This is a genomic window from Staphylococcus taiwanensis, from assembly GCA_020544305.1.
Lineage (GTDB): Bacteria > Bacillota > Bacilli > Staphylococcales > Staphylococcaceae > Staphylococcus > Staphylococcus taiwanensis.
The window spans coordinates 507472-532016 of sequence record CP058667.1; the positions used below are offsets into that span (position 1 = coordinate 507472).

The 24545-nt window shown below is 34.1% G+C and carries 23 protein-coding genes, 1 pseudogene and 1 riboswitch; of the genes and pseudogenes, 15 read left to right on the forward strand and 9 right to left on the reverse strand.

What is annotated here, in order from left to right; genetic code table 11:
- Nucleotides 1–11: 11 nt before the first annotated feature.
- From crtI to HYI43_02305, 3 genes are all read left to right on the forward strand, one after another.
- The gene (gene crtI / locus HYI43_02295; GenBank protein ID UDI77434.1) at nt 12–1517 is read left to right on the forward strand and encodes a phytoene desaturase; all 1506 of its coding nucleotides are present in this window, start codon (nt 12–14) and stop codon (nt 1515–1517) included.
- Between the two features lie 81 nt (nt 1518–1598).
- Nucleotides 1599–1707: riboswitch (SAM riboswitch) on the forward strand.
- A gap of 78 nt (nt 1708–1785) precedes the next feature.
- Complete coding sequence (locus HYI43_02300; GenBank protein UDI77435.1) at nt 1786–2949, forward strand: aminotransferase class I/II-fold pyridoxal phosphate-dependent enzyme; 1164 nt, start codon at nt 1786–1788, stop codon at nt 2947–2949.
- A gap of 29 nt (nt 2950–2978) precedes the next feature.
- A complete protein-coding gene (locus tag HYI43_02305; protein ID UDI77436.1) occupies nt 2979–3977 on the forward strand; it encodes a D-lactate dehydrogenase in 999 nt (332 codons plus the stop codon).
- Nucleotides 3978–4317: 340 nt separating this feature from the next.
- Here HYI43_02305 and copZ read toward each other — a convergent pair whose 3' ends face one another.
- The 3 genes from copZ to HYI43_02320 form a co-directional block, all read right to left on the reverse strand.
- A complete protein-coding gene (gene copZ / locus HYI43_02310; protein UDI77437.1) occupies nt 4318–4524 on the reverse strand; it encodes a copper chaperone CopZ in 207 nt (68 codons plus the stop codon).
- A gap of 75 nt (nt 4525–4599) precedes the next feature.
- Nucleotides 4600–6987, reverse strand: a complete 2388-nt coding sequence (locus HYI43_02315; protein ID UDI79255.1) for a copper-translocating P-type ATPase — start codon at nt 6985–6987, stop codon at nt 4600–4602.
- Between the two features lie 229 nt (nt 6988–7216).
- Nucleotides 7217–7423: a hypothetical protein gene (locus HYI43_02320; protein ID UDI77438.1), complete on the reverse strand. Its 207-nt coding sequence runs from the start codon at nt 7421–7423 to the stop codon at nt 7217–7219.
- A gap of 307 nt (nt 7424–7730) precedes the next feature.
- Here HYI43_02320 and HYI43_02325 point away from each other — a divergent pair, with 307 nt between their 5' ends.
- The 6 genes and pseudogenes from HYI43_02325 to HYI43_02350 all read left to right on the forward strand — a co-directional run bounded on the left by HYI43_02325 (nt 7731) and on the right by HYI43_02350 (nt 13892).
- Nucleotides 7731–8600, forward strand: coding sequence for an SDR family oxidoreductase (locus HYI43_02325; protein UDI77439.1), 870 nt, complete (start codon nt 7731–7733; stop codon nt 8598–8600).
- Nucleotides 8601–8787: 187 nt separating this feature from the next.
- Nucleotides 8788–9366, forward strand: coding sequence for a sugar O-acetyltransferase (locus HYI43_02330; protein UDI77440.1), 579 nt, complete (start codon nt 8788–8790; stop codon nt 9364–9366).
- Nucleotides 9367–9697: 331 nt separating this feature from the next.
- The gene (gene pruA, locus HYI43_02335; GenBank protein ID UDI77441.1) at nt 9698–11242 is read left to right on the forward strand and encodes an L-glutamate gamma-semialdehyde dehydrogenase; all 1545 of its coding nucleotides are present in this window, start codon (nt 9698–9700) and stop codon (nt 11240–11242) included.
- A gap of 228 nt (nt 11243–11470) precedes the next feature.
- Nucleotides 11471–11698, forward strand: coding sequence for a ferrous iron transport protein A (locus tag HYI43_02340; protein UDI77442.1), 228 nt, complete (start codon nt 11471–11473; stop codon nt 11696–11698).
- Between the two features lie 5 nt (nt 11699–11703).
- A pseudogene (gene feoB / locus HYI43_02345) lies at nt 11704–13697 on the forward strand (ferrous iron transport protein B).
- Nucleotides 13698–13709: 12 nt separating this feature from the next.
- Complete coding sequence (locus HYI43_02350) at nt 13710–13892, forward strand: FeoB-associated Cys-rich membrane protein (GenBank protein UDI77443.1); 183 nt, start codon at nt 13710–13712, stop codon at nt 13890–13892.
- An 87-nt stretch (nt 13893–13979) separates the two neighbouring features.
- On the opposite strand, the gene HYI43_02355 is transcribed toward HYI43_02350, so the two are convergent.
- Together HYI43_02355 and HYI43_02360 are read right to left on the reverse strand one after the other, a co-directional pair.
- Entirely contained in the window at nt 13980–14423 is a 444-nt protein-coding gene (locus HYI43_02355) for a glyoxalase/bleomycin resistance/extradiol dioxygenase family protein (protein UDI77444.1), read from the reverse strand.
- Between the two features lie 73 nt (nt 14424–14496).
- Nucleotides 14497–15045, reverse strand: coding sequence for a TetR family transcriptional regulator (locus tag HYI43_02360; GenBank protein ID UDI77445.1), 549 nt, complete (start codon nt 15043–15045; stop codon nt 14497–14499).
- A 332-nt stretch (nt 15046–15377) separates the two neighbouring features.
- Here HYI43_02360 and HYI43_02365 point away from each other — a divergent pair, with 332 nt between their 5' ends.
- Both HYI43_02365 and HYI43_02370 read left to right on the forward strand, forming a co-directional pair.
- Complete coding sequence (locus tag HYI43_02365) at nt 15378–15839, forward strand: hypothetical protein (protein UDI77446.1); 462 nt, start codon at nt 15378–15380, stop codon at nt 15837–15839.
- Nucleotides 15840–16032: 193 nt separating this feature from the next.
- Nucleotides 16033–16983 (forward strand): magnesium transporter CorA, encoded by a 951-nt coding sequence (locus HYI43_02370; protein ID UDI77447.1) that lies wholly within the window; start codon nt 16033–16035, stop codon nt 16981–16983.
- Nucleotides 16984–17033: 50 nt separating this feature from the next.
- On the opposite strand, the gene HYI43_02375 is transcribed toward HYI43_02370, so the two are convergent.
- Nucleotides 17034–17351, reverse strand: coding sequence for a YrhK family protein (locus HYI43_02375; protein UDI77448.1), 318 nt, complete (start codon nt 17349–17351; stop codon nt 17034–17036).
- 97 nt (nt 17352–17448) lie between these two features.
- Here HYI43_02375 and HYI43_02380 point away from each other — a divergent pair, with 97 nt between their 5' ends.
- Nucleotides 17449–17970 carry a methylated-DNA--[protein]-cysteine S-methyltransferase gene (locus HYI43_02380; GenBank protein ID UDI77449.1) on the forward strand — a complete coding sequence of 174 codons (522 nt, stop codon included), beginning with the start codon at nt 17449–17451 and terminating at the stop codon, nt 17968–17970.
- Between the two features lie 80 nt (nt 17971–18050).
- Here HYI43_02380 and HYI43_02385 read toward each other — a convergent pair whose 3' ends face one another.
- Complete coding sequence (locus HYI43_02385; GenBank protein UDI77450.1) at nt 18051–19217, reverse strand: hydroxymethylglutaryl-CoA synthase; 1167 nt, start codon at nt 19215–19217, stop codon at nt 18051–18053.
- A 293-nt stretch (nt 19218–19510) separates the two neighbouring features.
- Here HYI43_02385 and HYI43_02390 point away from each other — a divergent pair, with 293 nt between their 5' ends.
- The gene (locus HYI43_02390) at nt 19511–20662 is read left to right on the forward strand and encodes a thiolase family protein (GenBank protein UDI77451.1); all 1152 of its coding nucleotides are present in this window, start codon (nt 19511–19513) and stop codon (nt 20660–20662) included.
- A gap of 3 nt (nt 20663–20665) precedes the next feature.
- Entirely contained in the window at nt 20666–21943 is a 1278-nt protein-coding gene (locus HYI43_02395; protein UDI77452.1) for a hydroxymethylglutaryl-CoA reductase, degradative, read from the forward strand.
- A gap of 189 nt (nt 21944–22132) precedes the next feature.
- Here the strand turns inward: HYI43_02395 and HYI43_02400 are convergent, their stop codons facing one another.
- Together HYI43_02400 and HYI43_02405 are read right to left on the reverse strand one after the other, a co-directional pair.
- On the reverse strand, nt 22133–22567 hold the full coding sequence (locus HYI43_02400; protein UDI77453.1) for a CHAP domain-containing protein: 435 nt from the start codon (nt 22565–22567) through the stop codon (nt 22133–22135).
- Nucleotides 22568–22925: 358 nt separating this feature from the next.
- A complete protein-coding gene (locus tag HYI43_02405) occupies nt 22926–23141 on the reverse strand; it encodes a sterile alpha motif-like domain-containing protein (protein UDI77454.1) in 216 nt (71 codons plus the stop codon).
- 359 nt (nt 23142–23500) lie between these two features.
- On the opposite strand from HYI43_02405, the gene HYI43_02410 reads away from it, so the two are divergent.
- Complete coding sequence (locus HYI43_02410) at nt 23501–24385, forward strand: LysR family transcriptional regulator (GenBank protein UDI77455.1); 885 nt, start codon at nt 23501–23503, stop codon at nt 24383–24385.
- Nucleotides 24386–24545 lie beyond the last annotated feature (160 nt).

Consider the following 24545-nt stretch of genomic DNA (forward strand, 5'->3'; position numbering starts at 1 on the left):
GTGGGTCATATATGGAAATAGCTGTAGTGGGTGCAGGTGTGACTGGTTTAGCAGCGGCTGCAAGGTTAGCTTCTCAAGGTCATCAAGTAACAATCTTCAAAAAAAATGAACAAGTTGGCGGACGTATGAGTCAATTTAAAAAGGATGGATTCACCTTTGATATGGGTCCAACCATTGCTATGGTACCAGATGTGTATAAAGCAGTGTTTGAAGAAAGTGGTAAGCATTACGAAGATTATATTGATATGAGACCGCTCACACATATCTTTGATATTTATTTCTCAGATAAAGATAAAGTAAGTGTATCGACTGACTTGGCACAATTAAGTCAAACGTTAGAAGCAATTGAGCCAGGTTCGACACAAGGATTTATGCAATTCTTAACGGATGTGTATAAACGATATGAAGTCGCACGTAAGTATTTTTTAGAACGCACATTTCGTAAACCAAGTGAATTCTATAATCCGCTTACTTTATATCGAGGGCTAAAATTAAAGACATTTAATAAAGCGAATCAGCTGATTGATAATTACATTGAAAATGAAAAGATTCGTAAACTGCTTGCATTCCAAACGTTGTATATCGGTATTGATCCTAAGCAAGGTCCATCCATTTACTCAATTATTCCAATGATTGAGATGGTACATGGTGTTCATTATATTAAAGGCGGTATGTATGGATTTGCGCAAGGTTTACTTAAACTGGGTCAAGATTTAGGTGTTAAAGTGCAGTTAAATGCAGATGTTCAAGAAATTATCATCGATCCTAAATTCAAACGTGCTGATGGATTGCGTGTTAATGATAATATTCACCGCTTTGATAAAGTATTATGTACAGCTGATTTTCCATATGTGGCACAACATCTAATGCCAGCTCACTCACCTTTAAAACAATATCCTCCTGAAAAGGTAGATAATATGGATTATTCATGTTCTGCATTCTTAATTTATGCAGGCATTGATAGAGAATTACGTGATAAAGTACATGTACATAATGTCGTCTTTGCTGAAGACTTTAGAGGTAATATAGATGATATTTTTGGTGGTAAAATGCCACATGATCCTTCATTATATCTTTATTTCCCTGCGGTAGAAGATGAAGCATTAGCACCTAAAGGACAGGTAGGGATGTACGTGCTTATGCCAGTACCTGAATTGAAAACGGGCGACATTGATTGGACGAATCCAGCAACGATTGAACAAGCTAAAGACATTGTATATAGCAAGATTGAGACTATTGAGGCACTCAAAGATGTGAGAAAAGATGTTGTATCAGAGACAATCTTTACACCGCTAGACTTTGAAAGCCGCTATAATGCGAAATTTGGTACTGCCTTTGGTTTAATGCCAACACTGTCACAAAGTAATTATTATCGACCAGCAAATGTTTCAAAAGAATATAAAGATTTATATTTTGCAGGGGCAAGCACACACCCAGGGGCAGGCGTTCCGATTGTCTTAACAAGTGCCAAGATTACTGCAGAAGCAATGCTAGAAGATATTAATCGTAGGGTGTAATCTCTACGATTATACATATATCAGAAAATTTTAAATATTGACAATAATTGTCGAACTGATACAATGAATATTAATTCGATAGACTTATCTAGAGAAGTGAAGGGATTTGGCCCGATGAAACTTCAGCAACAGACTTAAAAGATAAAAGCACTGTGCTAATTCCAAAGAGGTTGTACCTCAAAGATAAGTGTCATATACATAGCTAAGCTATATGTCACTTTTATGAGAAAGTGGTGTATAGCTTTTTTAAATTTTAAGGAGGTAAAGCATGTCAATTTCAAAACGATTAGAAGCGATTCCAGATAGTTATTTTGGTAAAACAATGGGACGTAAAGTCGAGCACGGTCCATTACCACTTATTAATATGGCAGTAGGTATACCTGATGGCGAAACACCTAAAGGTATTGTTGATCATTTTGCAGAAGCGATCCGTATTCCAGAGAATCAGAAATATGGTGCGTTCCATGGAAAAGAATCCTTTAAAGAAGCCATTGTCAATTTTTATCAACGTCAATATGGTGTGACGTTAGATAAAGATGAAGAAGTATGTATCCTCTATGGAACTAAGAATGGCTTAGTCGCATTACCGACATGCGTTGTCAATCCAGGAGAGAATGTATTATTACCTGATCCTGGTTATACAGACTATCTAGCTGGGGTCATGTTGGCAGATGCACATCCAATACCACTTAACTTAGCGCCTCCGGATTATTTACCTGAGTGGAATCAATTAGATCAAGATATACTTGAAAATACAGCATTAGTTTATTTAACTTACCCTAATAATCCAACCGGTTCAACTGCAACACAAGCAGTATTTGATGAGGCAATTGAGAAATTTAGGAATACTAAGACCAAAATTGTACATGACTTTGCATATAGTGCCTTTGGCTTTGATGCCAAAAATCCAAGTATTTTAGCTTCTGAACATGGCAAAGACGTCGCGATTGAAATCTTTTCATTATCTAAAGGTTATAATATGTCAGGATTTCGCGTGGGATTTGCGGTAGGCAACAAAGAGATGATTCAAGCTTTGAAAAAGTATCAAACACATACGAACGCAGGTATGTTTGGTGCTTTACAAGATGCTGCCACATACGCCTTAAACCATTATGATGACTTCTTAGAGCAGCAGAACGTTACTTTTAAACGTAGACGAGATACGTTTGAACAACGTTTAAGCGAAGCCAAGCTACCATTTGTGCATTCTAAAGGTGGTATTTACTCATGGCTCCAAACGCCACCAGGTTATGATAGCGAGCAATTTGAACAATACTTATTAAAAGAACAATCGATATTAGTTGCACCAGGTATACCATTCGGTGAAAATGGCCGTCATTATGTACGCATTTCGCTCGCATTAGATGATGAACAATTGGCAGAAGCGGCTAAACGATTAGCCTCACTATCATATTTATATAATGAGCAATAAAAAGGCAACATGAGAAAGGATGATAAGTTATGACTAAAATCAAAATTATGAGTGTAAGAGATGAAGATATTCCATATATTGAAGAATGGGCGGAGACACATCATGTAGAAGTAGAATTAAATAAAGACATCTTAACAGAAGATAATGTTGACAGTGTACAAGGATTTGATGGTTTATCTTTATCGCAACAACATCCAATTTCAGAAGAGGTATTTGCGACGTTACAACGCTTTGGGATTAAACAAATTGCCCAACGCAGTGCGGGGTTTGATACGTATGATTTAGACCTTGCTACGAAATATGACATCATCATATCTAATGTTCCGTCATATTCACCAAGTTCAATTGCAGAGTTTGCAGTTACACAAGCCATTAATATTGTAAGAAATCAAAATGATATTCAACGTAAACTCCATGACTATGATTTTCGATGGGAACCGTCAATTCTTTCACGTTCGATTAGTGATTTAACCGTTGTTGTGATTGGCACAGGACGCATTGGTTCTATAACGGCTAAGATATTTGCTAAAGGTTATGATAGTAAAGTAGTAGCCTATGATCCTTTTCCTAATGAAAATGTAGCAAAATACGTGGACTATAAAGATACCATTACTGAAGCATTAGCTGAAGCGGATATTGTTTCAGTACATATTCCAGCTACAAAATATAATCCACATTTATTTGATGAAACGATGTTTGCACAATTTAAAAAGGATGCAGTATTTGTCAACGCAGCGAGAGGATCTATTGTTGATACAAAAGCGTTACTCGCAGCCATTGATAATGGACATATCAAAGGCGCAGCACTCGATACGTATGAATATGAACGAGGATTATTCCCAGGAGATTACAGAGGCAAAGCATTAAATGATGATTTATTAGATGAGTTAATTGCACGTGAGGATATATGGTTAACGCCACATATTGCTTTTTATACTGATGCAGCTGTGAAAAATTTAATTGTCGATGCTTTAGATGCAACGATTGAAGTGCTTGAGACTGGAACGACTCAATTAAGAGTAAATTAAAAAATAGAGTGGAAGTGGGACTGAACTCATATAGAATTCATCATCCTACTTCCACTCCATTCATTTTCGTCCAAATCCAAACCGCATTAGTCCAGACCTTATTGACGGCTTACCTAATGCAGGATTTTTGTCGAAAGCACTCAAAGTTCGTCAAAACTTGAAAAGCAGTTTTGCTCACTTTTCGGTTTCGCCCAAATCCAAACCGCATTAGTTCAGACCTTATTGACGGCTTACCTAATGCAGGATTTTTGTCGAAAGCACTCAAAGTTCGTCAAAACTTGAAAAGCAGTTTTGCTCACTTTTCGGTTTCGTCCAAATCCAAACCTCATTAGTCCAGACCTTATTTTACATCGTAGCCTTGATCTTCAATGGCTTCTTTCATTTGTTCTAAAGAAACTCTATTTTCATCATAATCAACTCTAACTTGTTTTTTATCTAAATCTACTTCTGCTGAAGTTACGCCATTTAATTTAGCTAATGCTGATTCAACAGCATTTCTGCAATGATCGCAGCTCATACCTTCTACGTTAATTACTTCATTAATCATCATTGTCACCTCCGAAGTACCTCATTAGTTATATACCCATATTCTACTCTTTTTTTAAAATTATTAAACTAAATTCTACAATTTCATGCGTTTTAAACGTAACGCATTACTTACTACGCTGACGGAACTTAAAGCCATCGCAGCACCTGCGATCCACGGTGCTAATAAGCCCATTGCTGCAATCGGAATGCCTGCAACATTATAACCGAATGCCCAGAATAAATTCTGCTTAATGTTGCGAATCGTTTTATTACTTGCATGGATTGCTTTTGGAATTAAATTGATATCGCCACCAAGAATGGTAATATCAGCTGCTTCAATAGCGACTTCTGTACCAGTACCCATAGCGATGCCGATATCTGCTTTGACTAGTGCAGGTGCATCATTGATACCATCGCCAACCATGGCAACTTTATGACCATTTTCTTGCAAGTGTGCAATATGTTGTGCTTTGTCTTCAGGTAAGACGTTAGCAATGACTTGATCAATGCCGACTTCTTGAGCAATCGCTTGAGCGGTGCGTTGATTATCACCCGTTAACATCACGGTACGAATATTCATATGTCCTAACGTTTGGATGGCTTCTCTCGCAGACGCTTTAACAGTATCTGCTACAGCTACCATACCTTTTAATTGGCCATTATAAGCAATTAACATTACTGTATGGCCATTGCTTTCCATATGCTCTTTTTGCGATTGAATGTTATCGATAGGTATATCATTATTAAGCATTAATTGTTGATTACCAACTAACAATGTTTGGTGATGAATTGTTGCTTGAATGCCATGACCAGGCATCGTTTGATAGTTCGTTACATCTACGAAATCAACGCCTTGATCTTTAGCATAATTGACGATTGCCATTGCTAAAGGATGCTCTGAGTTATTTTCAGCAGACGCGACGAAGGCTAGCATGTCTTTTTCTCCTTGAAAATAAGTTACCTCAGGTTTGCCATGTGTTAACGTACCTGTTTTATCAAATACAACAGTGTCAACTTGATGTGTACGTTCCACATATTCGCCACCTTTAAATAAAATACCATGTTCAGCAGCGCGTCCTGTACCTACCATTATAGACGTTGGTGTAGCAAGACCAAGCGCACATGGGCAAGCGATGACAAGTACAGAAATAGAAGCAATCAACGCATCTTCAAATTGTCCAGGATGTACGAATATAATCCATATGAGGAACGTTAACAATGCGATGCCAATGACAATGGGTACAAAATAGCCTGAGATTATATCTGCTAAACGTTGAATAGGTGCTTTAGAGCTTTGTGCTTCTTCTACCACTTTAATAATATTTGATAGAGCAGTGTCTTTCCCTACTTTTGTAGCTTTGACAGTGATGGCACCATTTGTATTCATCGTTGAACCAATAACATTATCGTCCATTTGTTTATCAACTGGCATTGATTCACCTGTTAACATAGATTCATCTACTGCAGTTTCGCCTTTAATAATTTGACCGTCAACGGGAATTTTTTCGCCTGGTTTAACTAATAAAGTATCACCAACGTTAACTTGATTTAATGGAATCATCTGTTGGCTACCATCTTCAGCTATAATACGTGCTTCTTTAGCTTGTAAATTGAGCAATTCACTTAGTGCATTGGTAGTTTGTGATTTTGCACGTGCTTCTAAATATTTTCCGAAAAGAATTAACGTAATTAATACAGCACTTGTTTCAAAATAAAGATGTGGCATATGAGTAGTACCCATAAGCCATTTAACCATTTCATAAATACTATAGAAATACGCTGCACTCGTACCTAAAGCAACGAGGACGTCCATATTGGCACCACCATTACGTAAATTCTTATAGGCACCTACATAGAATTGCCAACCAATGATAAATTGGATAGGTGTGGCAAGTACAAATTGAAACCACGGATTCATCAATATGTCTGGTAAGTGCATATTAAAAAGATGAACAAACATGGTCATAAGCAATGGTAATGCTAATATAGCAGAAACAATTAATTTATTTCGTTTGTGTTTTAATTCTAATTCTTTACGTGAGGCTTGTTCAGCTTCAGTTTGTTTTGGTTGGGCATCGTAACCTAACTTTCTAATACGTTCGATGAGCGTATCAATATTGGTTTGACTAGGATAATAGTCGATAGATGCTTGTTCAGTAGTTAAGTTAACTGAAGCTTGTTTGACGCCAGCCGTTTTATTAAGCACTTTTTCAATACGATTAGAACAAGCTGCACAAGTCATGCCAGTAATGTCTAGTTCAGTTTTATCCGTTGCGACGTCGTAGCCTAATTTTTGAACTGTATTGACGAAGTCACTTACGGAATGCTCATTAGCATCATATTCAATATTTGCTTTTTCAGTCGTTAAATTGACTTGAGCCGTTACATCGTCCATCTTATTTAATCGTTTCTCAATACGATTAGAACAAGCCGCACAAGTCATACCAGTAATGTCTAAAGTTGTTTTACGTCGCTCACTCATCATTACACCTCCGATACATTTCATTATCAATATACCCCCTTAGGGTATTGGAGTCAATGATTATGTTTTTATTTTGAAAAGAGGTACGTATAAACACAAATAAGTGAAATTAAAAAAGGAACAAGACAACGAATTCGAGATGAATGCTGTCTTGTTCCTATTGTTTTCTAGATACTTAATAACTATCAAATTTATAAACTTTTGATATAAAAGAATGTGAATGACTTAATTAAAAAAAGTCTGAAGGTTTGAAGTGCTCTAAATTCAAATCTTTAAAATTATTAAATTCATGATTACTTATCGTTTGAACAAGCTCACCGCTTTTGGCTTGATTATAGTAGTTGTTTGCTTCATTTATAATATCGTGATCTTGGACAGTTTTAACGATGCCAAGAATAATGAGTAAAGTGATAATACCTTTTATAATACCTCTCATTTAAAATTGCACTCCTTTATCTATGTTTTCTCGCGAATGTCGTTTGGGCTATAAATATTGGGAATTTAATTCAATTATAAAGTGTTTATAGTGAAATATCATGCGTCTAGAGTACCGACATTCAATGGTTCTAAAGTTGTAAATAGATGTTGATTAAAAAAGTATAAAAAAATGGAATCAAAACGATTGCTTATAACTTTGAATAGTGCAGACTTAAATGTGTCAATTACAAATAATAACTGAATGATTTGTTTCAAAATGAACTTTAATGGGAACGGTTAAGTAAACAATAGAGGAGTGAGTATGAATGAATTTATTAGAATTTCACAAACAAATTAAAGGTTATACTCAAGCGCATCAACCAGGTACAGAAAAGGATATGAACCCTAAACCTGTATCAGAGTTGGATGAATATAAAGCGGCAGGTAAATTAAAAGGGAAAGTAGCTTTAATAACTGGAGGCGATTCTGGCATTGGCCGCTCAGTTGCGATTTTATTTGCGAAAGAAGGCGCAAATGTTGCTATTGGTTATTATAATGAACATGAAGACGCTGAAGATACTGTCAATCGCTTAAAAGACATTGGCGTAGAAGCTAAAGCCTATGCACATGATTTAAAAGATGCCGAGCAATCTAAACAATTAGTTGAAAACGTGGTGAATGATTTTGGTGGATTAAATATTCTAGTAAATAATGGTGCAGTGCAATTTCCACAGGATAGTTTTATGGACATTACACCAGCACAGTTTAAAGAAACATTTGAAACGAATATCTTTGGTATGTTCTTCTTGTCACAAGCGGCTGTTCCATATTTACATGAAAATGATGCAATCATCAACACAACAAGTGTTACAGCTTACCGTGGTTCAGGACACTTAATCGATTATTCATCAACGAAAGGTGCCATCGTATCATTTACACGTTCATTAGCTACAACGTTAATGGAGAAAAATATTCGTGTCAATGGCGTAGCGCCGGGTCCGATTTATACACCACTCATTCCAGCCACATTTGATGAAGAGAAAGTTGAAAACCAAGGCGGAGATACGCCTATGGGTAGACGAGGTCAACCAGCTGAACTTGCACCTGCCTATGTCTTTTTAGCTACAAATGCCGATAGTTCTTATATTACAGGACAAATTATTCATGTAAATGGTGGCGACTACATTACAACGTAAGTATTGCCATTAAGTAGCAATGAACCGAATTGAATAGGATTATATAGTATGCTCCCTACGAAGACAGTCGGTTATGTAGGGGGCATATTTTAATATATAGCCTATTTATGAATGACCTTTTTTCGTGCGAATAAAATTAACTTTATTTAAAATTAAGTTATATAGTATATAGAAATGAGGGATAGTGATGACTGAAAAAGATAAAATGTTAGCCAATGTCTGGTATGACGCCAATTTCGATGACGAATTAAGCCAAGATCGCGTTCGTGCTAAAGATTTATGCTTTGATTTTAACCAAACGAGACCTAGCGAAGCAGAGAAACGTACCGAAATATTAACTGAATTATTTGGGTATGAATTAGAAAATATAGCCATTAATAGTCCGTTTGATACCGATTATGGATGGAATGTTAAACTAGGAAAGAATGTCTTTGTAAATAGTAATTGCTACTTTATGGACGGTGGAGGTATTACGATTGGTGATGATGTTTTTATTGGACCATCATGTGGTTTCTATACAGCACATCATCCGCTTACGTATAAAGAACGCAATCAAGGTTTAGAACTAGCACAGCCTATTACGATTGGCAGTAATATTTGGTTTGGTGGCAATGTAGTAGTGACGCCTGGTGTAACCATTGGTGATGGTTCTGTTATCGCAGCAGGGTCAGTCGTCACTAAAGATGTACCACCTAATAGCTTAGTTGCAGGTGTACCAGCCAAAGTGATTAGAGAAATAAATGAAGATGATGCACCTAATTATTAAATTTAATCATTTTACGACCAACCTTTAAGCATTTGCCAATGAAGATTTAGGCAAACACTTAAAGGTTTATTTGTGTTTATCGAGTAAATAATGTATTTAAAATTATTGAATCAATTTAAGGCTTATCAATATATAAAATGCTAACGACGTATTTAGATTGAATATACAGTTAAATTAAAAAGTAAAACTTTTCAGATAATATAGATGTAAGCGATTGCAAAAACAACCCGAAGCATAGTAGAATAAAATTAATGATACAAATTATCATTCTAAGTAAGTCAATGTTTTACTGATTTTATAATTCTCACAAATACATAGGGGGTAATTAAGAATGGTAGTACCTTTCAAGAATGAACCTGGGATTGATTTTTCAGTACAAGAAAATGTAGAAAGATTTCAAAAAACGCTTGAACAAGTTAAAAGCGAATTAGGTCAAACACTTCCAATCGTGATTGACGGAGAACATATCACTAAAGATGATACATTCGATTCAATTAATCCGGCGAATACATCTGAATTAATTGCTAAAGTTTCTAAAGCAACAAAAGAAGATGTGGATAAAGCCTTTGAATCTTCAAATAAAGCATACAAAGCATGGAGCAAGTGGTCACACAGAGACCGTGCGGAGTTATTATTACGTGTCGCTGCGATTATTCGTCGTCGTAAAGAAGAAATCTCAGCAGTAATGGTTTACGAAGCAGGTAAACCTTGGGATGAAGCAGTTGGTGATGCTGCAGAAGGTATCGACTTTATCGAATATTATGCACGTTCAATGATGGATTTAGCTGATGGTAAACCAGTATTAGATCGTGAAGGTGAACATAATAAATACTTCTACAAATCAATTGGTACAGGTGTTACAATTCCACCTTGGAACTTCCCATTCGCAATTATGGCAGGAACAACGCTAGCTCCTGTAGTAGCAGGTAACACAGTATTATTAAAACCAGCGGAAGACACAGTATTAACTGCTTATAAATTAATCGAAATTTTAGAAGAAGCAGGTCTTCCTAAAGGTGTTGTAAACTTCGTACCTGGTGATCCTAAAGAAATAGGTGATTACTTAGTAGATTCTGTGCATACACACTTTGTGACTTTCACTGGTTCTCGTGCAACTGGTACACGTATTTATGAACGCAGTGCTGTCGTTCAAGAAGGCCAAACTTTCTTAAAACGTGTTATCGCTGAGATGGGCGGTAAAGATGCGATTGTCGTAGATGAAAATATTGATACAGACTTAGCTGCAGAATCAATCGTAACGTCAGCATTCGGTTTCTCTGGACAAAAATGTTCAGCATGTTCACGTGCGATTGTTCATAGTTCTGTGTATGACGAAGTGTTAGAAAAAGCAATTGAACTTACAAAAGAATTAACAGTTGGTAACACTGTAGATAATACATTTATGGGTCCTGTTATTAATAAAAAACAATTCGATAAAATTAAAAAATATATCGAAATTGGTGGTAAAGAAGGTAAAATTGAAATCGGCGGTGATGCTGACGATTCAACTGGATACTTCATTAAACCAACAATCATTTCAGGATTGAAATCATCTGACCAAGTAATGCGTGAAGAAATCTTCGGTCCAGTCGTAGGTTTCACTAAATTTGATAACTTTGAAGAAGCAATTGAAATTGCTAACGATACAGATTACGGTTTAACAGGTGCAGTAATCACAAATAATCGTGAAAACTGGATTAAAGCAGTAAATGAATTTGATGTAGGTAACTTATATCTTAACCGTGGTTGTACAGCAGCCGTAGTTGGCTACCATCCATTCGGTGGTTTCAAAATGTCAGGTACAGATGCTAAAACAGGTAGCCCTGATTACTTATTAAACTTCTTAGAACAAAAAGTAGTTTCAGAAATGTTCTAAAATTTTAAATTAAATTTTTGATCACGAGCCATACAAGGCAAAGCATGTTGCAAAATATGCATGCCTTGTATGGCTTTTTTATTTTAATTGACTAAAATGATGATATTGAGAATTATTTTCATTAAATCGACAAATTTTCAATCAAATAGATATTGTTTAAAAGATAAGGGAGGTATAAGATGACTTTGATGATAATGATTATCAAATGAATGTAGAAAGCGTGAGTTTATGCAAAATTTAACAACTGGCGTTAAAAATAGAAATTATAAAATCAAAGAAATAAATATAACTAATAAAAGTATGTTATATCGTTTAAAAGCATTGGGTTTAACTAAAGGAAGTCATATTAAAATTAAACAAAAATGTCTCTTAAGTGGTCCAAGTGTTATCGAAATAAATGGACAATTTCTTAGTATTCGTCAACGTGATGCACGTCTTATTGAACTAGAGGGGTAAATCTTATGGATAATAGTTTTTGTATTCTGGGTAATCCTAATGTTGGCAAAACATCACTCTTTAATGCATTAACAGGGTCATACGAATATGTAGGCAATTGGAGCGGTGTAACAGTAGAGAAAAAATCGGTAAATTGAGAGAGAATTTAGGAGAATTAATAGATTTACCTGGTTTATATGATTTATCACCTATTTCAAAAGATGAAAGTGTTGTAACGGATTATTTAATGAAGACACCATTTTCAGGAATGATTAATATTATTGATTCTAGCCAGTTAAAAAGAAACTTGCATCTTACCATCCAATTATTAGAGTTAAATAGTCCTATGATTATTGGATTAAATATGATAGATGTTGCTACTAAAAGAGGCATTAAAGTTAATTATGAGAAGTTAATGAAGAAATTAAAAATTCCAATTTTTCCTATCATAGCAAGAAATGCTAAAGGGACGCATGATTTGTTGAATGAGTTGCAATATCTAAAATTAGATGAAAGACAAGTGTTTAAAATTAATTATGGCGAAGATATTGAGGAGACAATCAAACAAATATGTGTAATTATTAAACAACATGCCAATTATCCTAATGAAAGATTGCGATTTATTGCTATTCAATATCTATTAGATAATATTGAAATTTATCAAGAATTGGATGCACATATTTTAGAGAAGTTGAAACCATTAAAACAACAGTTGAGTGATTTATCTGAATTAAGTGTACATGACCGCATAGAAGAAACTAGAAATCAATATATTAATATGTTGTTAAAAGATGTGATTGAATATCCACAGGAAGAAAGACAGTTTTTAACAGAAAAAGTAGATAAAATATTAATGCATAAATATTTAGGTATACCTATCTTTTTAGGCATAATGTGGTTAATATTCCAAACAACATTCACTTGGATAGGAACACCACTATCCGATCAGATGGATCAATTTTTTAGTAATCAACTGACTGATTGGGTCAAAATAGTAATGAATTATTTACATATATTTCCTTTTCTTCAAGATTTAATAACAGATGGCATTATAGCGGGCGTCGGATCAGTTCTAGTTTTTGTTCCACAGATCTTAGTGCTATTCTTTTTCATTTCACTTTTGGAAGATTCGGGGTATATGGCTCGAATTGCAGTTTTAATGGATAAGACAATGGAATCAATAGGATTAAGCGGTAAATCATTCATTCCAATGATAATCGGATTTGGTTGTAATGTGCCAAGCATTATGGCTGCACGTAGTATTGAAAATGAAAAAGAGCGATTAATTACAATTCTAATCTCACCTTTCATGTCATGCTCAGCGCGTTTACCAGTATACGCATTATTCGTTGGTATATTTTTTAAAAGATCTCAATCACTCGTCGTATTGAGTTTATATATATTAGGTATTGTCGTAGCACTTATTGTGAGTACCATTTTAAATCGTTTTATTTTAAAAAATGAAAATGCTGTATTTATTGTGGAATTACCAACATATCGTTTTCCTTCAATCAGAACGTTATGGCGAAGTACTTGGGAAAAAGCGAAAGGCTTTGTTAGAAAAGCAGGCACATTTATATTTGGTGGTTCAGTGATTATTTGGGCATTAAGTTATATTGGACCTCATGGTGTCAATGTAAACATCAATCATAGCTTTATGCATATTCTGGGTGAGTTAATTGCGCCAATTATTGCACCATTAGGCTTTAGTAGTTGGCAAGCAGGTGCAACATTGATACCAGGTTTCTTAGCAAAAGAAGTTATTATAAGTACGATGTCAATTCTTTATTCTTCAAGTGATCATGGCCTCGTTAATGTTATACAACAGCAGTTCACACCACTTTCAGCATATGCATTTATGATTTTTATTTTACTTTATGTACCATGTATTTCGACGGTGGCTACTATTCGTAAAGAGACTGCATCATGGAAATGGACGCTGTTTGGACTCATTTATCCAATTGTGACAGCATATAGTTTAACATTGATTTTTTACCAAATAAGTAAATTTTTTATATAAGGAAGTCTTACAATGTATATAATAATTAATGCAATTTTATTGATAGCCATCATTGGTTATACGCTTTTTACGCTTGTTAAATTCTTCAAACGGGCTAAACGTGGAGATTGTGGTAGTTGTAAATCTGAGTGCCATTGTGCAGTGGATTCTACAAAAAAGGTTCATACTGATATACGCAATCATCTTAAAAAATAGTCTTGTTATTGAATAGAAGGTTGAGTATATACAAGAAGAGGTTTGGACAATGATTATTAGCCCAAACCTCTTTTTTTAATTCATTATTTACATTTTTGAATAATCTTGTCCGTTGAGCATCCAACGAACACCATATTTATCCGTAAATACGCCCATTTTGCCACCCCAGAATTGTTCTTCAAGTGGCATTTCAATGTTTAATGACTCATGGTCTTTAATACGATCAAAGAAACGTTGCACGCGGTCAGAATCTTCTTTATCATTTACATCGAAATCAATAAGTAATGAAATACCATTATTAATATGATCTACGCGTCCAAAAGAATCAGAACATAAAATTTTAACGCCTAATACTTCAAATTCAGCATGCATTGTAGCTTCTTCAGCTTGTTCTTTAGTTAAACCAAAGTTTTCTGCTTGGTCCTCGCCGACTTGTAATCTGTTGATATGTGTTGCACCAAAGACTTCTTCGTAATAGGCTAGAGCGTCTTTTGCTTTATCAAATGCCAAATATGGATGTAATACTGTCATTTTATTTACCCCTTTTAAAAAATTGAATTACTTGGTGCCATTATATAGTGATTTTGCTGAGATAGCGAATAATTTAATCTCTAGCACTGACATTGATTAATTTATGAAATATTTGATCCATTTGTTTAGGGTTAATGTCTACATTTTCATTTTTCTTCCATTCAATAAATGCATTTAAGATAGAACCGAATGCATAAAATACTAAGCTCTTTGGTACCATACTATCTACAACGATACGGTGCATATTATCTTTGAAATCATTTTGCATTATATTAATTAAATAGTTGTTACGAACATCTTCAAATTCTTTATCACCATGTTGTTGTACCTCAATGCGTGAAATTTCCTCTTTGTTGAATGAATTAGATAAAGATTGAAAAGGATTATTTAAACGTTCTTTGATATCAGTAGAAAAATAGTCATCATGCGCTAATTGCAAAAGGTAAGTTAATAATTCGTATTTATCATAGAAATGTTTGTAAAATGTTGTACGATGAATATTAGCGTTTTTGCAAATCTTATTTACAGAAATGGATGAAAACATTTCTTGTTCAAGTAAAGCATATAAATTCTCTGTTAACGCTTTTTTAGTTTTGATTACCCTCAAGTCTTTATCATTCAAGATTCTTCTCCCCTAACATGAATACAATATGAAAAAAGTCATAAATGTATAATATATAATTATAAAATAAATAAATACATAAATAAACCTATATTTACATTTAATATGTAAAATACGTATAAAAATTAAACTAGAGTTTATTTCAATAAGTATTGGGCACTAGCATGTAGCGTTTTTAGTTTTAAAGGAGTATCAAAGGGTATAAATATTAATATAAATTGACTGAAATAGAAATTAATTTTAAAAATTGCAAAATTAATAGTATGAAAATTGAATTATTCTATCGAATCTTATATTTCAATAGAATTTATCTATATGGGAGGACGAAAGTTATGAAAGGTAGCAAACAATTAGATCAAATTAAGGAAGACAATAAAAAGCAATTAAAAAAATTATTTAAATATGATAAAGACAATGCTTTATCATTTAGCAAAAAGGACCGTGAGAAAGTTCAAGATAAATATGGCGTATATGTCATCTTTGATAACAAAAAACCTATTTTTGTAGGTCAAACAGGTGGTTATTCTACAGGTTATCAACCTATTACAAAAGACTTATTTAATAAATTGGGTCAATATAATTTAAAATCTGGTGTAGGGACTACTAAATTCAAAAAAGCCTTAGCTCAGAAAAAAGGCGTTAGCGAAGAAGATATCAAATCAATTACTGCTGAAGACTATAAATTAAAATTTCAATATGTAAATGTTAAAGATGAACCAGCATTTATTAATGTACTTGAAATTTTAGCGATAGAATATGCAAAAGACAAAGGCTATGAATTGTATAATTTTTAAGCATACTAATTTAAAGTAATGGCTTTAGTTTAAATGGCTCCATCAAGTTGACGATAAATATGACAACTTTGGTGGAGTTTTTTGCGTGTTAATTTTCAAAAAAAAGAAATTACTGACAGGATTATTGTGTGACTATGAAGATTAAGGGAATATGATAATTAATCATATTTAAAAGAAATGAGGTGAAACGATTGTGTCACTAACCATACGCTATTTGAATGAAGAGAATTATTTTCAAAAAACACAAGATGTGAATCAAGTACCTAATACATCAAAACTCATTTGGTATGATTTCACACAACCTACGGAACGTGAGCGCCAAATCCTTGTTGAGCAATTTAAAATTACAAGTCATAGAATTAAAGAATCTGTATATACTATTTCACGTCCCAAATTTAATGTTAATCATCATCAAAGTGAAAAATATCTAGTCTTACATGCTATTGATGATGCAAACTTTAGTGCTAAGCCTATTAGTATTACAGTGCAGAAGAATAAACTGATAACGATTCATGAAGATGTGATAGATGAAATTCATAGGATGGAACATGATATTCATAATGGCACGCTATATGCTACAGCTGACGAACTAGCTGTACAATTACTTGATGAAATTACAAGTAGTTACTTCAAATATGTAAATACTGTAGAAGATACAGTCTTTTCTTTTGAAAATAAAAATGTCGATTCTGTTAATAACAAGAAGATGATGCAAGATGTGTACGATATACGATCACAAATTATTAAGCTTAAACGTGTGTTAATACCAATGGAAGAAATGTTAGAAGACTTTGAAAACTATGACTTTCAAGATAGTGCTAATCATATAAAAATATTAATTCAGCATATTCATAGTCGTTTAGATAGACAAAAAGATACACTGATCGCATGCGAACAAATTACCGATGATATTAAAGATAACAATGAATCATATCGTTCTAATAGAATAAATGGCGTGATGAATGTCTTAACGATTATTTCATCCATATTCTTTCCTTTATCATTTTTAACAGGATGGTATGGAATGAACTTCTCGTATATGCCGGAACTCAATTGGCATTATAGTTATTTTGTCTTTATAGCTATTTCTATTATTGTAGTACTATCACTTGTATTGCTTTTCAAAAAGAAAAAATGGTTCTAATAATTAAAGCCAGACTAAGACAATTGATTATTGCCTAATCTGGCTTAATATTATTTAGAGTTAATTTCTTTCGATAATTCGCGATATTTTTGTTTATAATACTTAGATAGTTTTAAATCATGGATAAATGAAATCACAGGTCTAGCTGTCATTTGTAAACTACCGATCACAAATAGAACCGTTCCTGCGACCATGGTACTGTCGCTAAAGAAAAAGAAACTGCCTACTAAGAAGATGATACCCAATACAATGTCATTGATTTGATATAAAGCTTTGTAGAAAAATGAAATTTGCTTAGCGTGATCATCATCATTAAATTTATTTGTATTAAAGTGTAAATCCACGTCGTCTTTATTAATACCAGCCATATATAGCCCTCCCAAGGTAATTCATTATATTCTTTATATTTCCCGTTGTACTTTTGGATAAAACTTCTTCATAATGCATATTAAAAGGGGGAATACGATGTCATATTCAATGCTTTATCAATCACCCGTACAAAATTTGGAAATCATAAGTGATGGCAAGTCGGTTACACACTTACTGTATAAGTATGATAGTTCAGAATTAAGTCATCCTACTAAGTCAGATTTACCAGTATTTGAGCAAGTAACGCAATGGTTAGATAACTATTTCTCAGGAAATAATCCTACTATTGATTTCAAGCTTGAACCTAAAGGAACCGAATTCCAACGACACGTGTGGGATATCTTACAATCTATAGAGTATGGAGACTTAAAAACATATGGTGACATTGCGAAAGAAGTTGGTAAACGTTTAAATAAGCCGAAAATGTCTGCACAAGCAGTAGGTGGTGCTGTGGGAAGTAATCCAATCTCCATTATTATTCCATGTCATCGCGTTGTCGGTAAAGACGGTAGTTTAACAGGATATGGTGGTACAATTAACAATAAAATAAAACTGCTCGAACTTGAACAAGTGGATATGGATTCATTATATAGACCATCACATTCGACGAAACCTTAAATAATAATAAAAAAGTGGTACAGAAATTTAAATTGATTTCTGTACCACTTTGTCTATTTCAAATTAAAATTTTAAAAGTATTATTCAGGACGATGATATTGTCTAATGTCCTCATCGATACTTTCTAAATAGAAAATGTCTTTATCGTCTTCTGTTTTTTCAGTATCATGGTCGAATGCTAAATCATCAAAGCGTTTGAAATATGATTCGTATTCTTCTACTGATACTTCTTGGCGATGATTTAATAATGCTTTATGACCTTCTTTATCAAGGTGTTGTTCATAGCTGTCTACTAATGTAGCACTAAAGAACTCACCAACTGAACCAGAACCATAACTAAATAAACCGATTGTTTGTCCGCTTTGTAGGTCTCTATTTTCAAGTAAAGAAATTAAACTTAAATATAAAGAACCAGTATAAATGTTTCCTACATAACGGTTATAGTATACAGCATCTTCATAGCCAGAAATTAAACGTTCTTGTGTCGTTTCATCAGCGTCATTAATGATTGAGTCTAAAGCTTTTTTACCCATCTTAGTAAATGGCACATGGAAGCATAGTGATGCAAAGTCAGATAATGATTTGCCTTCACGACGTGCATATTCGTTCCAACTTTCTTGGAATGATTTAATATATGCATCTTTAGATAACGCACCAGCTACTAAAGGATATTTATGGCCTGTTGGTCTCCAGAAGTCATAGACATCTTCTGTATAAGCAACGGCATCATCATTTAATGCTAAGATACCTGGATTATGTGCAATAACCATAGCAACGGCACCAGCGCCTTGGGTTGGTTCGCCACCAGATTGAATACCATAACGTGCAGTATCGCTAGCGATGACTAATACTTTTTCTTCAGGGCGTTTCTCAAGATAATCTTTCGCAAGTTGAATGGCAGGTGTTGCTGCGTAACATGCTTCTTTCATTTCAAAACAACGTGCAAATGGTTGAATGCCTAGTAAATTATGAATTTGAACTGCAGCTGCTTTAGCATTATCTATCGCAGATTCAGTTGCTACAATGACCATTCCAATATGTTTTTTATCATCATCTGTTATAATATCTTTAGCAGCATTAGCCCCCATAGATACTATATCTTGTGATACGGGACTAACCGCCATTTGGGTTTGACCAATACCTATTAAGAATTTATTTGGATCAACTTGGCGTGCTTCTGCAAGCTTTGCCATGTCTACATAGTATTTAGGGACGTAAAAGTTAATTTTATCGATACCTATAGTCAAGGGCACAACATCCTTTCGTAAATGAATTTTATAAGTCATATTAATAGTAGCTATTTAGGACATTTTCAGTTACAATGCTGACTAATAGAAAGCGTTTTCATTCAAAGTGTTTAAATGCAATAACTCATGTTATTTAATATTATAAAATAATAAAATACGTGATTATGCAGGACATAACATTGAGTGTTAGAGACCTTCTATCGGCTATTATTAATAATCATATTAATAGTTATTTTACCAAATTAAATAACTAAATTACAATTATATATAAACTACATACAAGGAGATATAGAATGAAAAAAATTGCTATTGTAAGTGCAAAAAGAACGCCAATCGGCAGATATAAAGGGAAACTAAGAGATTATTCAGCAGTTGAACTTGGTACAACTGCATTAAAAGGCGCAATTGAAGCGGCAAATATTGATCCAAATATAATTCAACAAGTTATCTTTGGTAATGTATTACAAAGTGGTGTAGGTCAAAATCCAGCACGACAAATTGCAATCAAATCCGGTGTACCTGATACGACGCCTGCGATGACCATTAATGAAGTGTGTGGTTCAGGTCTTAAAGCCATTATTCTCGGTAAACAATTGATTCAATTAGGCGAAGCTGATGTAGTTGCAGTCGGTGGGGTTGAAAGTATGACAAATGCACCGCAATTAATTTTAAAAGAGGGACAAGAACCTGTTGAAAGTTTCATGAATGATGGTTTAACAGATGCGTTCCATTATGTACCAATGGGTGTGACAGCAGAGAATATCGCTGAAAAATATCATATCACACGTGAAATGCAAGATGAATTTGCTAATAACTCACAAGTGAAAGCAGCGAAAGCAACACAAGACGGTAAATTTAGTAATGAAATTATTGGAATGACTGATGCTGAAGGCGAAGAAATGACTTCTGACGAAGGCGTACGTCCGAATAGCAGTGTTGAAAAACTTGCGACATTAAAGACGATTTTTAAAGAAGATGGTACGGTAACTGGTGGTAATGCATCAAGTATTAATGACGGTTCATCAGCACTTATCTTAATGGAAGAAACATATGCTAAAGCGCATGGCTTCGATATCTTAGGTATCGTAGGTGATTATGCTGAAGTTGGTTGTGATCCTCAATATATGGGTTACGCACCATTCTATGCTGTTGAAAAGTTACTCGAAAAAACAGATAGCAAGATTGATGATGTTGATATTGTCGAAATGACCGAAGCCTTTGCTGCACAAAGTATTCCAGTTAAAGATAATCTACATATTCCAGATGAGAAATTAAATATCTATGGTGGTGCCATTGCATTAGGACATCCGATTGGTGCAAGTGGTGCACGTCTAGTAACAACATTAGTTAATGCGCTTGAGCAAGAGCACAAACAAACGGGTATTGCCACAGCTTGTATTGGCGGTGGCCTTGGTATCGCTTTAATGATTGATAAAGGGGAATAGAAGATGAAAAGTTTGGACAAATCATTTCGACATTTAACTCGTGAAGATAAATTAAAGCAACTTGTTGATTATGGATGGCTAACAGATGACAATTATGATGTATTGTTAAATCATCCTATGATTAATGAAGAAGTGGCAAACAGTTTAATAGAGAATGTGATTGGACAAGGTACATTTCCAGTAGGCTTGTTACCAAAGATTATTGTTGATGATAAGGAATACGTAGTACCTATGATGGTTGAAGAACCGTCTGTAGTAGCTGCAGCCAGTTATGGTGCTAAACTTGTAAATCATACAGGTGGATTCAAGACAATTAAAAGCGAACGTTTAATGATTGGTCAAATTGTCTTTGACGGTGTACATGACACAGATGATTTAGCGCAAGCGATTCAAGCAATTGAACCACAAATTAAGCAGATTGCTGCAGAAGCATATCCATCTATTATTGAACGTGGGGGTGGTTATCGTCGTATTAAGATTGATACTTTCCCTGAAAGTTATTTATTATCACTGAAAGTATATGTCGACACGAAAGATGCGATGGGCGCCAATATGCTTAATACAATTTTAGAGGCAATAACTGCGCATTTGAAAAATGAATTCCCAGACCGTGATGTCTTAATGAGTATCTTATCAAATCATGCCACTGCATCTGTCGTGAGCGTTCAAGGTGAAATAGATATTCAAGATTTAAATAAAGGTGAACGTACCGGTGAAGAAGTAGCACAAAGAATGGAACGTGCGTCAGTACTTGCACAAGTCGATATTCACCGAGCAGCGACACATAATAAAGGTGTGATGAATGGTATACACGCAGTCGTGTTGGCAACAGGTAATGATACGCGTGGTGCTGAAGCAAGTGCACATGCATATGCGAGTCGCGATGGTCAGTATAGAGGTATAGCAACTTGGGAGTATGACAAAGCACGTGGTCGCCTCATTGGTACGATTGAAGTGCCAATGACATTAGCAATTGTTGGTGGTGGAACGAAAGTATTGCCTATCGCAAAAGCATCACTTGAATTGTTAAATGTAGCATCTGCACAAGAACTTGGCCAAGTTGTTGCAGCAGTAGGATTAGCTCAGAACTTTTCAGCATGTAGAGCGTTAGTTTCTGAAGGTATTCAAAAAGGCCATATGAGCTTACAATATAAATCATTGGCTATCGTTGTAGGTGCTCAAGGCGATGAAATCGCACAGGTAGCTGATGCGCTAAAACAAGAACCAAAAGCCAATACTGCAACAGCACAACGTATTTTAGAAGAATTACGTAATAAATAATGTAAAGGCGTAAGCAGAATGATCATGATAAATGGTCAGCTGCTTACTTTTTTATACAGTTTAAGCGGTAAATAGAAACTTAAAATGATATATAAATAAGCCACTCATTATGACCAAAGTACCGATACGAAGTACTTTAAACATAATCAGTGGCTTATTCTCTATATGCAAAAGGAAATAAATTTAAAATTAATAAATATAATTATAACTACTTGCGGCTGCTTTACTTAGGTAGCGAGTGCCGTATGCATTTGGTCTATTGTAGTTATATTCTGAAACTAAAATGCTTCCATTACCATAAACACGTTCAACAACAGCAACATGACCATAATAACCTGCAGTAGATTGCATAACTGCGTAGCGTTTAGGTGTATGACCAGTTCTGTAACCAGAGCGTTGTGCATTGTAATACCAATATTTAGCGTTACCCCATCTATTTGATACAGGTTTACCTAATTGAGCACGACGTTGATATGCCCACCAAGTACATTGACCTTTCGTGTAATAGTTATATGAAGCAGCGTGAGATACGTTTGTGTGTTCAATATTTTGATATGCGAAAGTCCCTGCGAACATAATGCCAGTAGCTAATAAAAGACGTGAAATCAATTTTTTAATTTTCATTTGTTCTCCTCAAAATATAAAAGAATTAAAAACTGTATTCATCATATACGGTAAAAATGTTTAATACAATATAAGAAATCAATTATACAAGTAAATGTAATATACATGAAATATAACTATAAATTTTGTAATTAATTTTTCAAAATGTGAATTTTACTAAATAAAAAGGGTATGAGAGTTGAAGTTATGAAAATTGAGAGGAAAATAATTTTGTTTCAATTTTTATGACAAAATGTAAGTATTGATATCTCGTCGCGGTAATACTGAAAGAATGTTTGATGCCTAATAAAAAAAGAGTGCCATAAAGGCACTCCCGGTGAGATGATACGTCCATGATGTATAATTACATAATTAGAAATCATACATTTGTGAATTGGTTAAAAACAGCCAATGCTCTTTTAACGATCGTCACGGGTATGTTTTCTGGGCATGGATTATTTCGAAAATATGACAATATTTCTATTTGGCTCTTCACTGTTCTAGGGAAATTGCTATCTTGATTAATCCAATTTACCAATTCACCTAATGGTGTGTCATCACCAACAAAATTTTGCATAAATTCATAAAAGCTCAATGCCTCACCTCTTTAATCAAATTGAGCCTATGTGATTATAACATTTTTTGCGATAGAAACATATAGCTTGAATAGTTTATATTAAAATATTGAATTTTTGTAATTATACATTTAAAAGGAATTTTAATTCGGATTCACGTGCTAAACTGTTCCCGTTTTTAAATTCCTTTTTCATTTATATCAAGATATTTCAGCCTAAGTTATCTTTTAGCTAGTGAAAGTGAGTGGTCCGTCAATAAAGTGAATTCAACTTAGAAATTTACAAATAAAGTAAGTTGGGATTATAACGAATTCATTATGAATTATGAGCAACTCCCATGTATAATATAGGTATAACGATAAGTAGAGAAGGTGAGCATTTGGATATCAAACATATGAAATATTTTATGGAAGTAGTTAATCAAGGTGGTATGACAAATGCGTCAAAATCTTTATATATAGCACAGCCAACGATTAGTAAGGCGATTAAAGACATTGAGAATGAACTCAATATGTCCTTGTTTGATCGTCAAAAGCGTTATCTTGTATTAACGGACGCTGGTAAAGTCTTTTACAAGAAATGTGAAGAAATTATCGCACTATATGATAATATTCCGTTTGAAATCAATGGCTTATTAGGATTAGAAACTGGACATATTAATATTGGAATGTCAGCAGTAATGGATATGCAACAATTTATCTATATCCTTGGAGAGTTCCATAAACTTTATCCAAATGTTACATATAGTTTAAATGAAAGTGGCGGTAAATCGATTGAAACACGTCTCATTAATGATCAAATTGATATCGGTATTACCACGATTCCAATTGACGAGAATATCTTTGATTATCTCTCACTATACAGTGAAGATTTAAGATTAGTTGTTAGTGAGGAACATGAACTTGCTACACGCGAATCAGTGACTATGGCTGAACTGAAAAATGAAGACTTCATACTCTTTAATGAAGATTTCTATCTTAATGATAAAATCATCGCAGCTGCTAAAAATGCTGGCTTTATTCCAAATACAGTTTCAAATGTTTCACAATGGAACTTCATAGAATATTTATTACTTGCACATTTAGGTGTGAGTATCTTGCCAGAACATATCGCTAATATGCTGAAAGAGAATATTAAAAGTATCAAGATTGAAGATACAGGTATGAGTTGGGAATTAGGCGCAGTATGGAAAAAAGACAAATTATTAAGTCATGCAACATCAAAATGGATTAATTTCATGAGCGAACGCCTAAAATATGATTAAGGTATAGCGCATATAATATAAGCACTTTAAAGTAACCATTTATTATGGATACTTTGAAGTGCTTTTTGTTATAAAATTTTTGCGAAAATAAATGAATTCATGCTATCCACGATAATATGTTAAGCGATTACATAGAAAAAAACTATAGGTGGCATTTAAA

Excerpts from the sequence above, each read along its gene's own strand:
- HYI43_02305 (UDI77436.1), top strand. The coding sequence starts at position 2,979 with ATGACTAAAATCAAAATTATGAGTGTAAGAGATGAAGATATTCCATAT.
- HYI43_02320 (UDI77438.1), bottom strand. The coding sequence starts at position 7,423 with ATGAGAGGTATTATAAAAGGTATTATCACTTTACTCATTATTCTTGGC.
- HYI43_02325 (UDI77439.1), top strand. The coding sequence starts at position 7,731 with ATGAATTTATTAGAATTTCACAAACAAATTAAAGGTTATACTCAAGCG.
- crtI (UDI77434.1), top strand. The coding sequence starts at position 12 with ATGGAAATAGCTGTAGTGGGTGCAGGTGTGACTGGTTTAGCAGCGGCT.
- HYI43_02395 (UDI77452.1), top strand. The coding sequence starts at position 20,666 with ATGAAAAGTTTGGACAAATCATTTCGACATTTAACTCGTGAAGATAAA.
- HYI43_02390 (UDI77451.1), top strand. The coding sequence starts at position 19,511 with ATGAAAAAAATTGCTATTGTAAGTGCAAAAAGAACGCCAATCGGCAGA.
- pruA (UDI77441.1), top strand. The coding sequence starts at position 9,698 with ATGGTAGTACCTTTCAAGAATGAACCTGGGATTGATTTTTCAGTACAA.
- copZ (UDI77437.1), bottom strand. The coding sequence starts at position 4,524 with ATGATTAATGAAGTAATTAACGTAGAAGGTATGAGCTGCGATCATTGC.
- HYI43_02350 (UDI77443.1), top strand. The coding sequence starts at position 13,710 with ATGTATATAATAATTAATGCAATTTTATTGATAGCCATCATTGGTTAT.
- HYI43_02375 (UDI77448.1), bottom strand. The coding sequence starts at position 17,351 with ATGGCTGGTATTAATAAAGACGACGTGGATTTACACTTTAATACAAAT.
- HYI43_02380 (UDI77449.1), top strand. The coding sequence starts at position 17,449 with ATGTCATATTCAATGCTTTATCAATCACCCGTACAAAATTTGGAAATC.
- HYI43_02355 (UDI77444.1), bottom strand. The coding sequence starts at position 14,423 with ATGACAGTATTACATCCATATTTGGCATTTGATAAAGCAAAAGACGCT.
- HYI43_02300 (UDI77435.1), top strand. The coding sequence starts at position 1,786 with ATGTCAATTTCAAAACGATTAGAAGCGATTCCAGATAGTTATTTTGGT.
- HYI43_02315 (UDI79255.1), bottom strand. The coding sequence starts at position 6,987 with ATGAGTGAGCGACGTAAAACAACTTTAGACATTACTGGTATGACTTGT.
- HYI43_02365 (UDI77446.1), top strand. The coding sequence starts at position 15,378 with ATGAAAGGTAGCAAACAATTAGATCAAATTAAGGAAGACAATAAAAAG.
- HYI43_02340 (UDI77442.1), top strand. The coding sequence starts at position 11,471 with ATGCAAAATTTAACAACTGGCGTTAAAAATAGAAATTATAAAATCAAA.
- HYI43_02330 (UDI77440.1), top strand. The coding sequence starts at position 8,788 with ATGACTGAAAAAGATAAAATGTTAGCCAATGTCTGGTATGACGCCAAT.
- HYI43_02400 (UDI77453.1), bottom strand. The coding sequence starts at position 22,567 with ATGAAAATTAAAAAATTGATTTCACGTCTTTTATTAGCTACTGGCATT.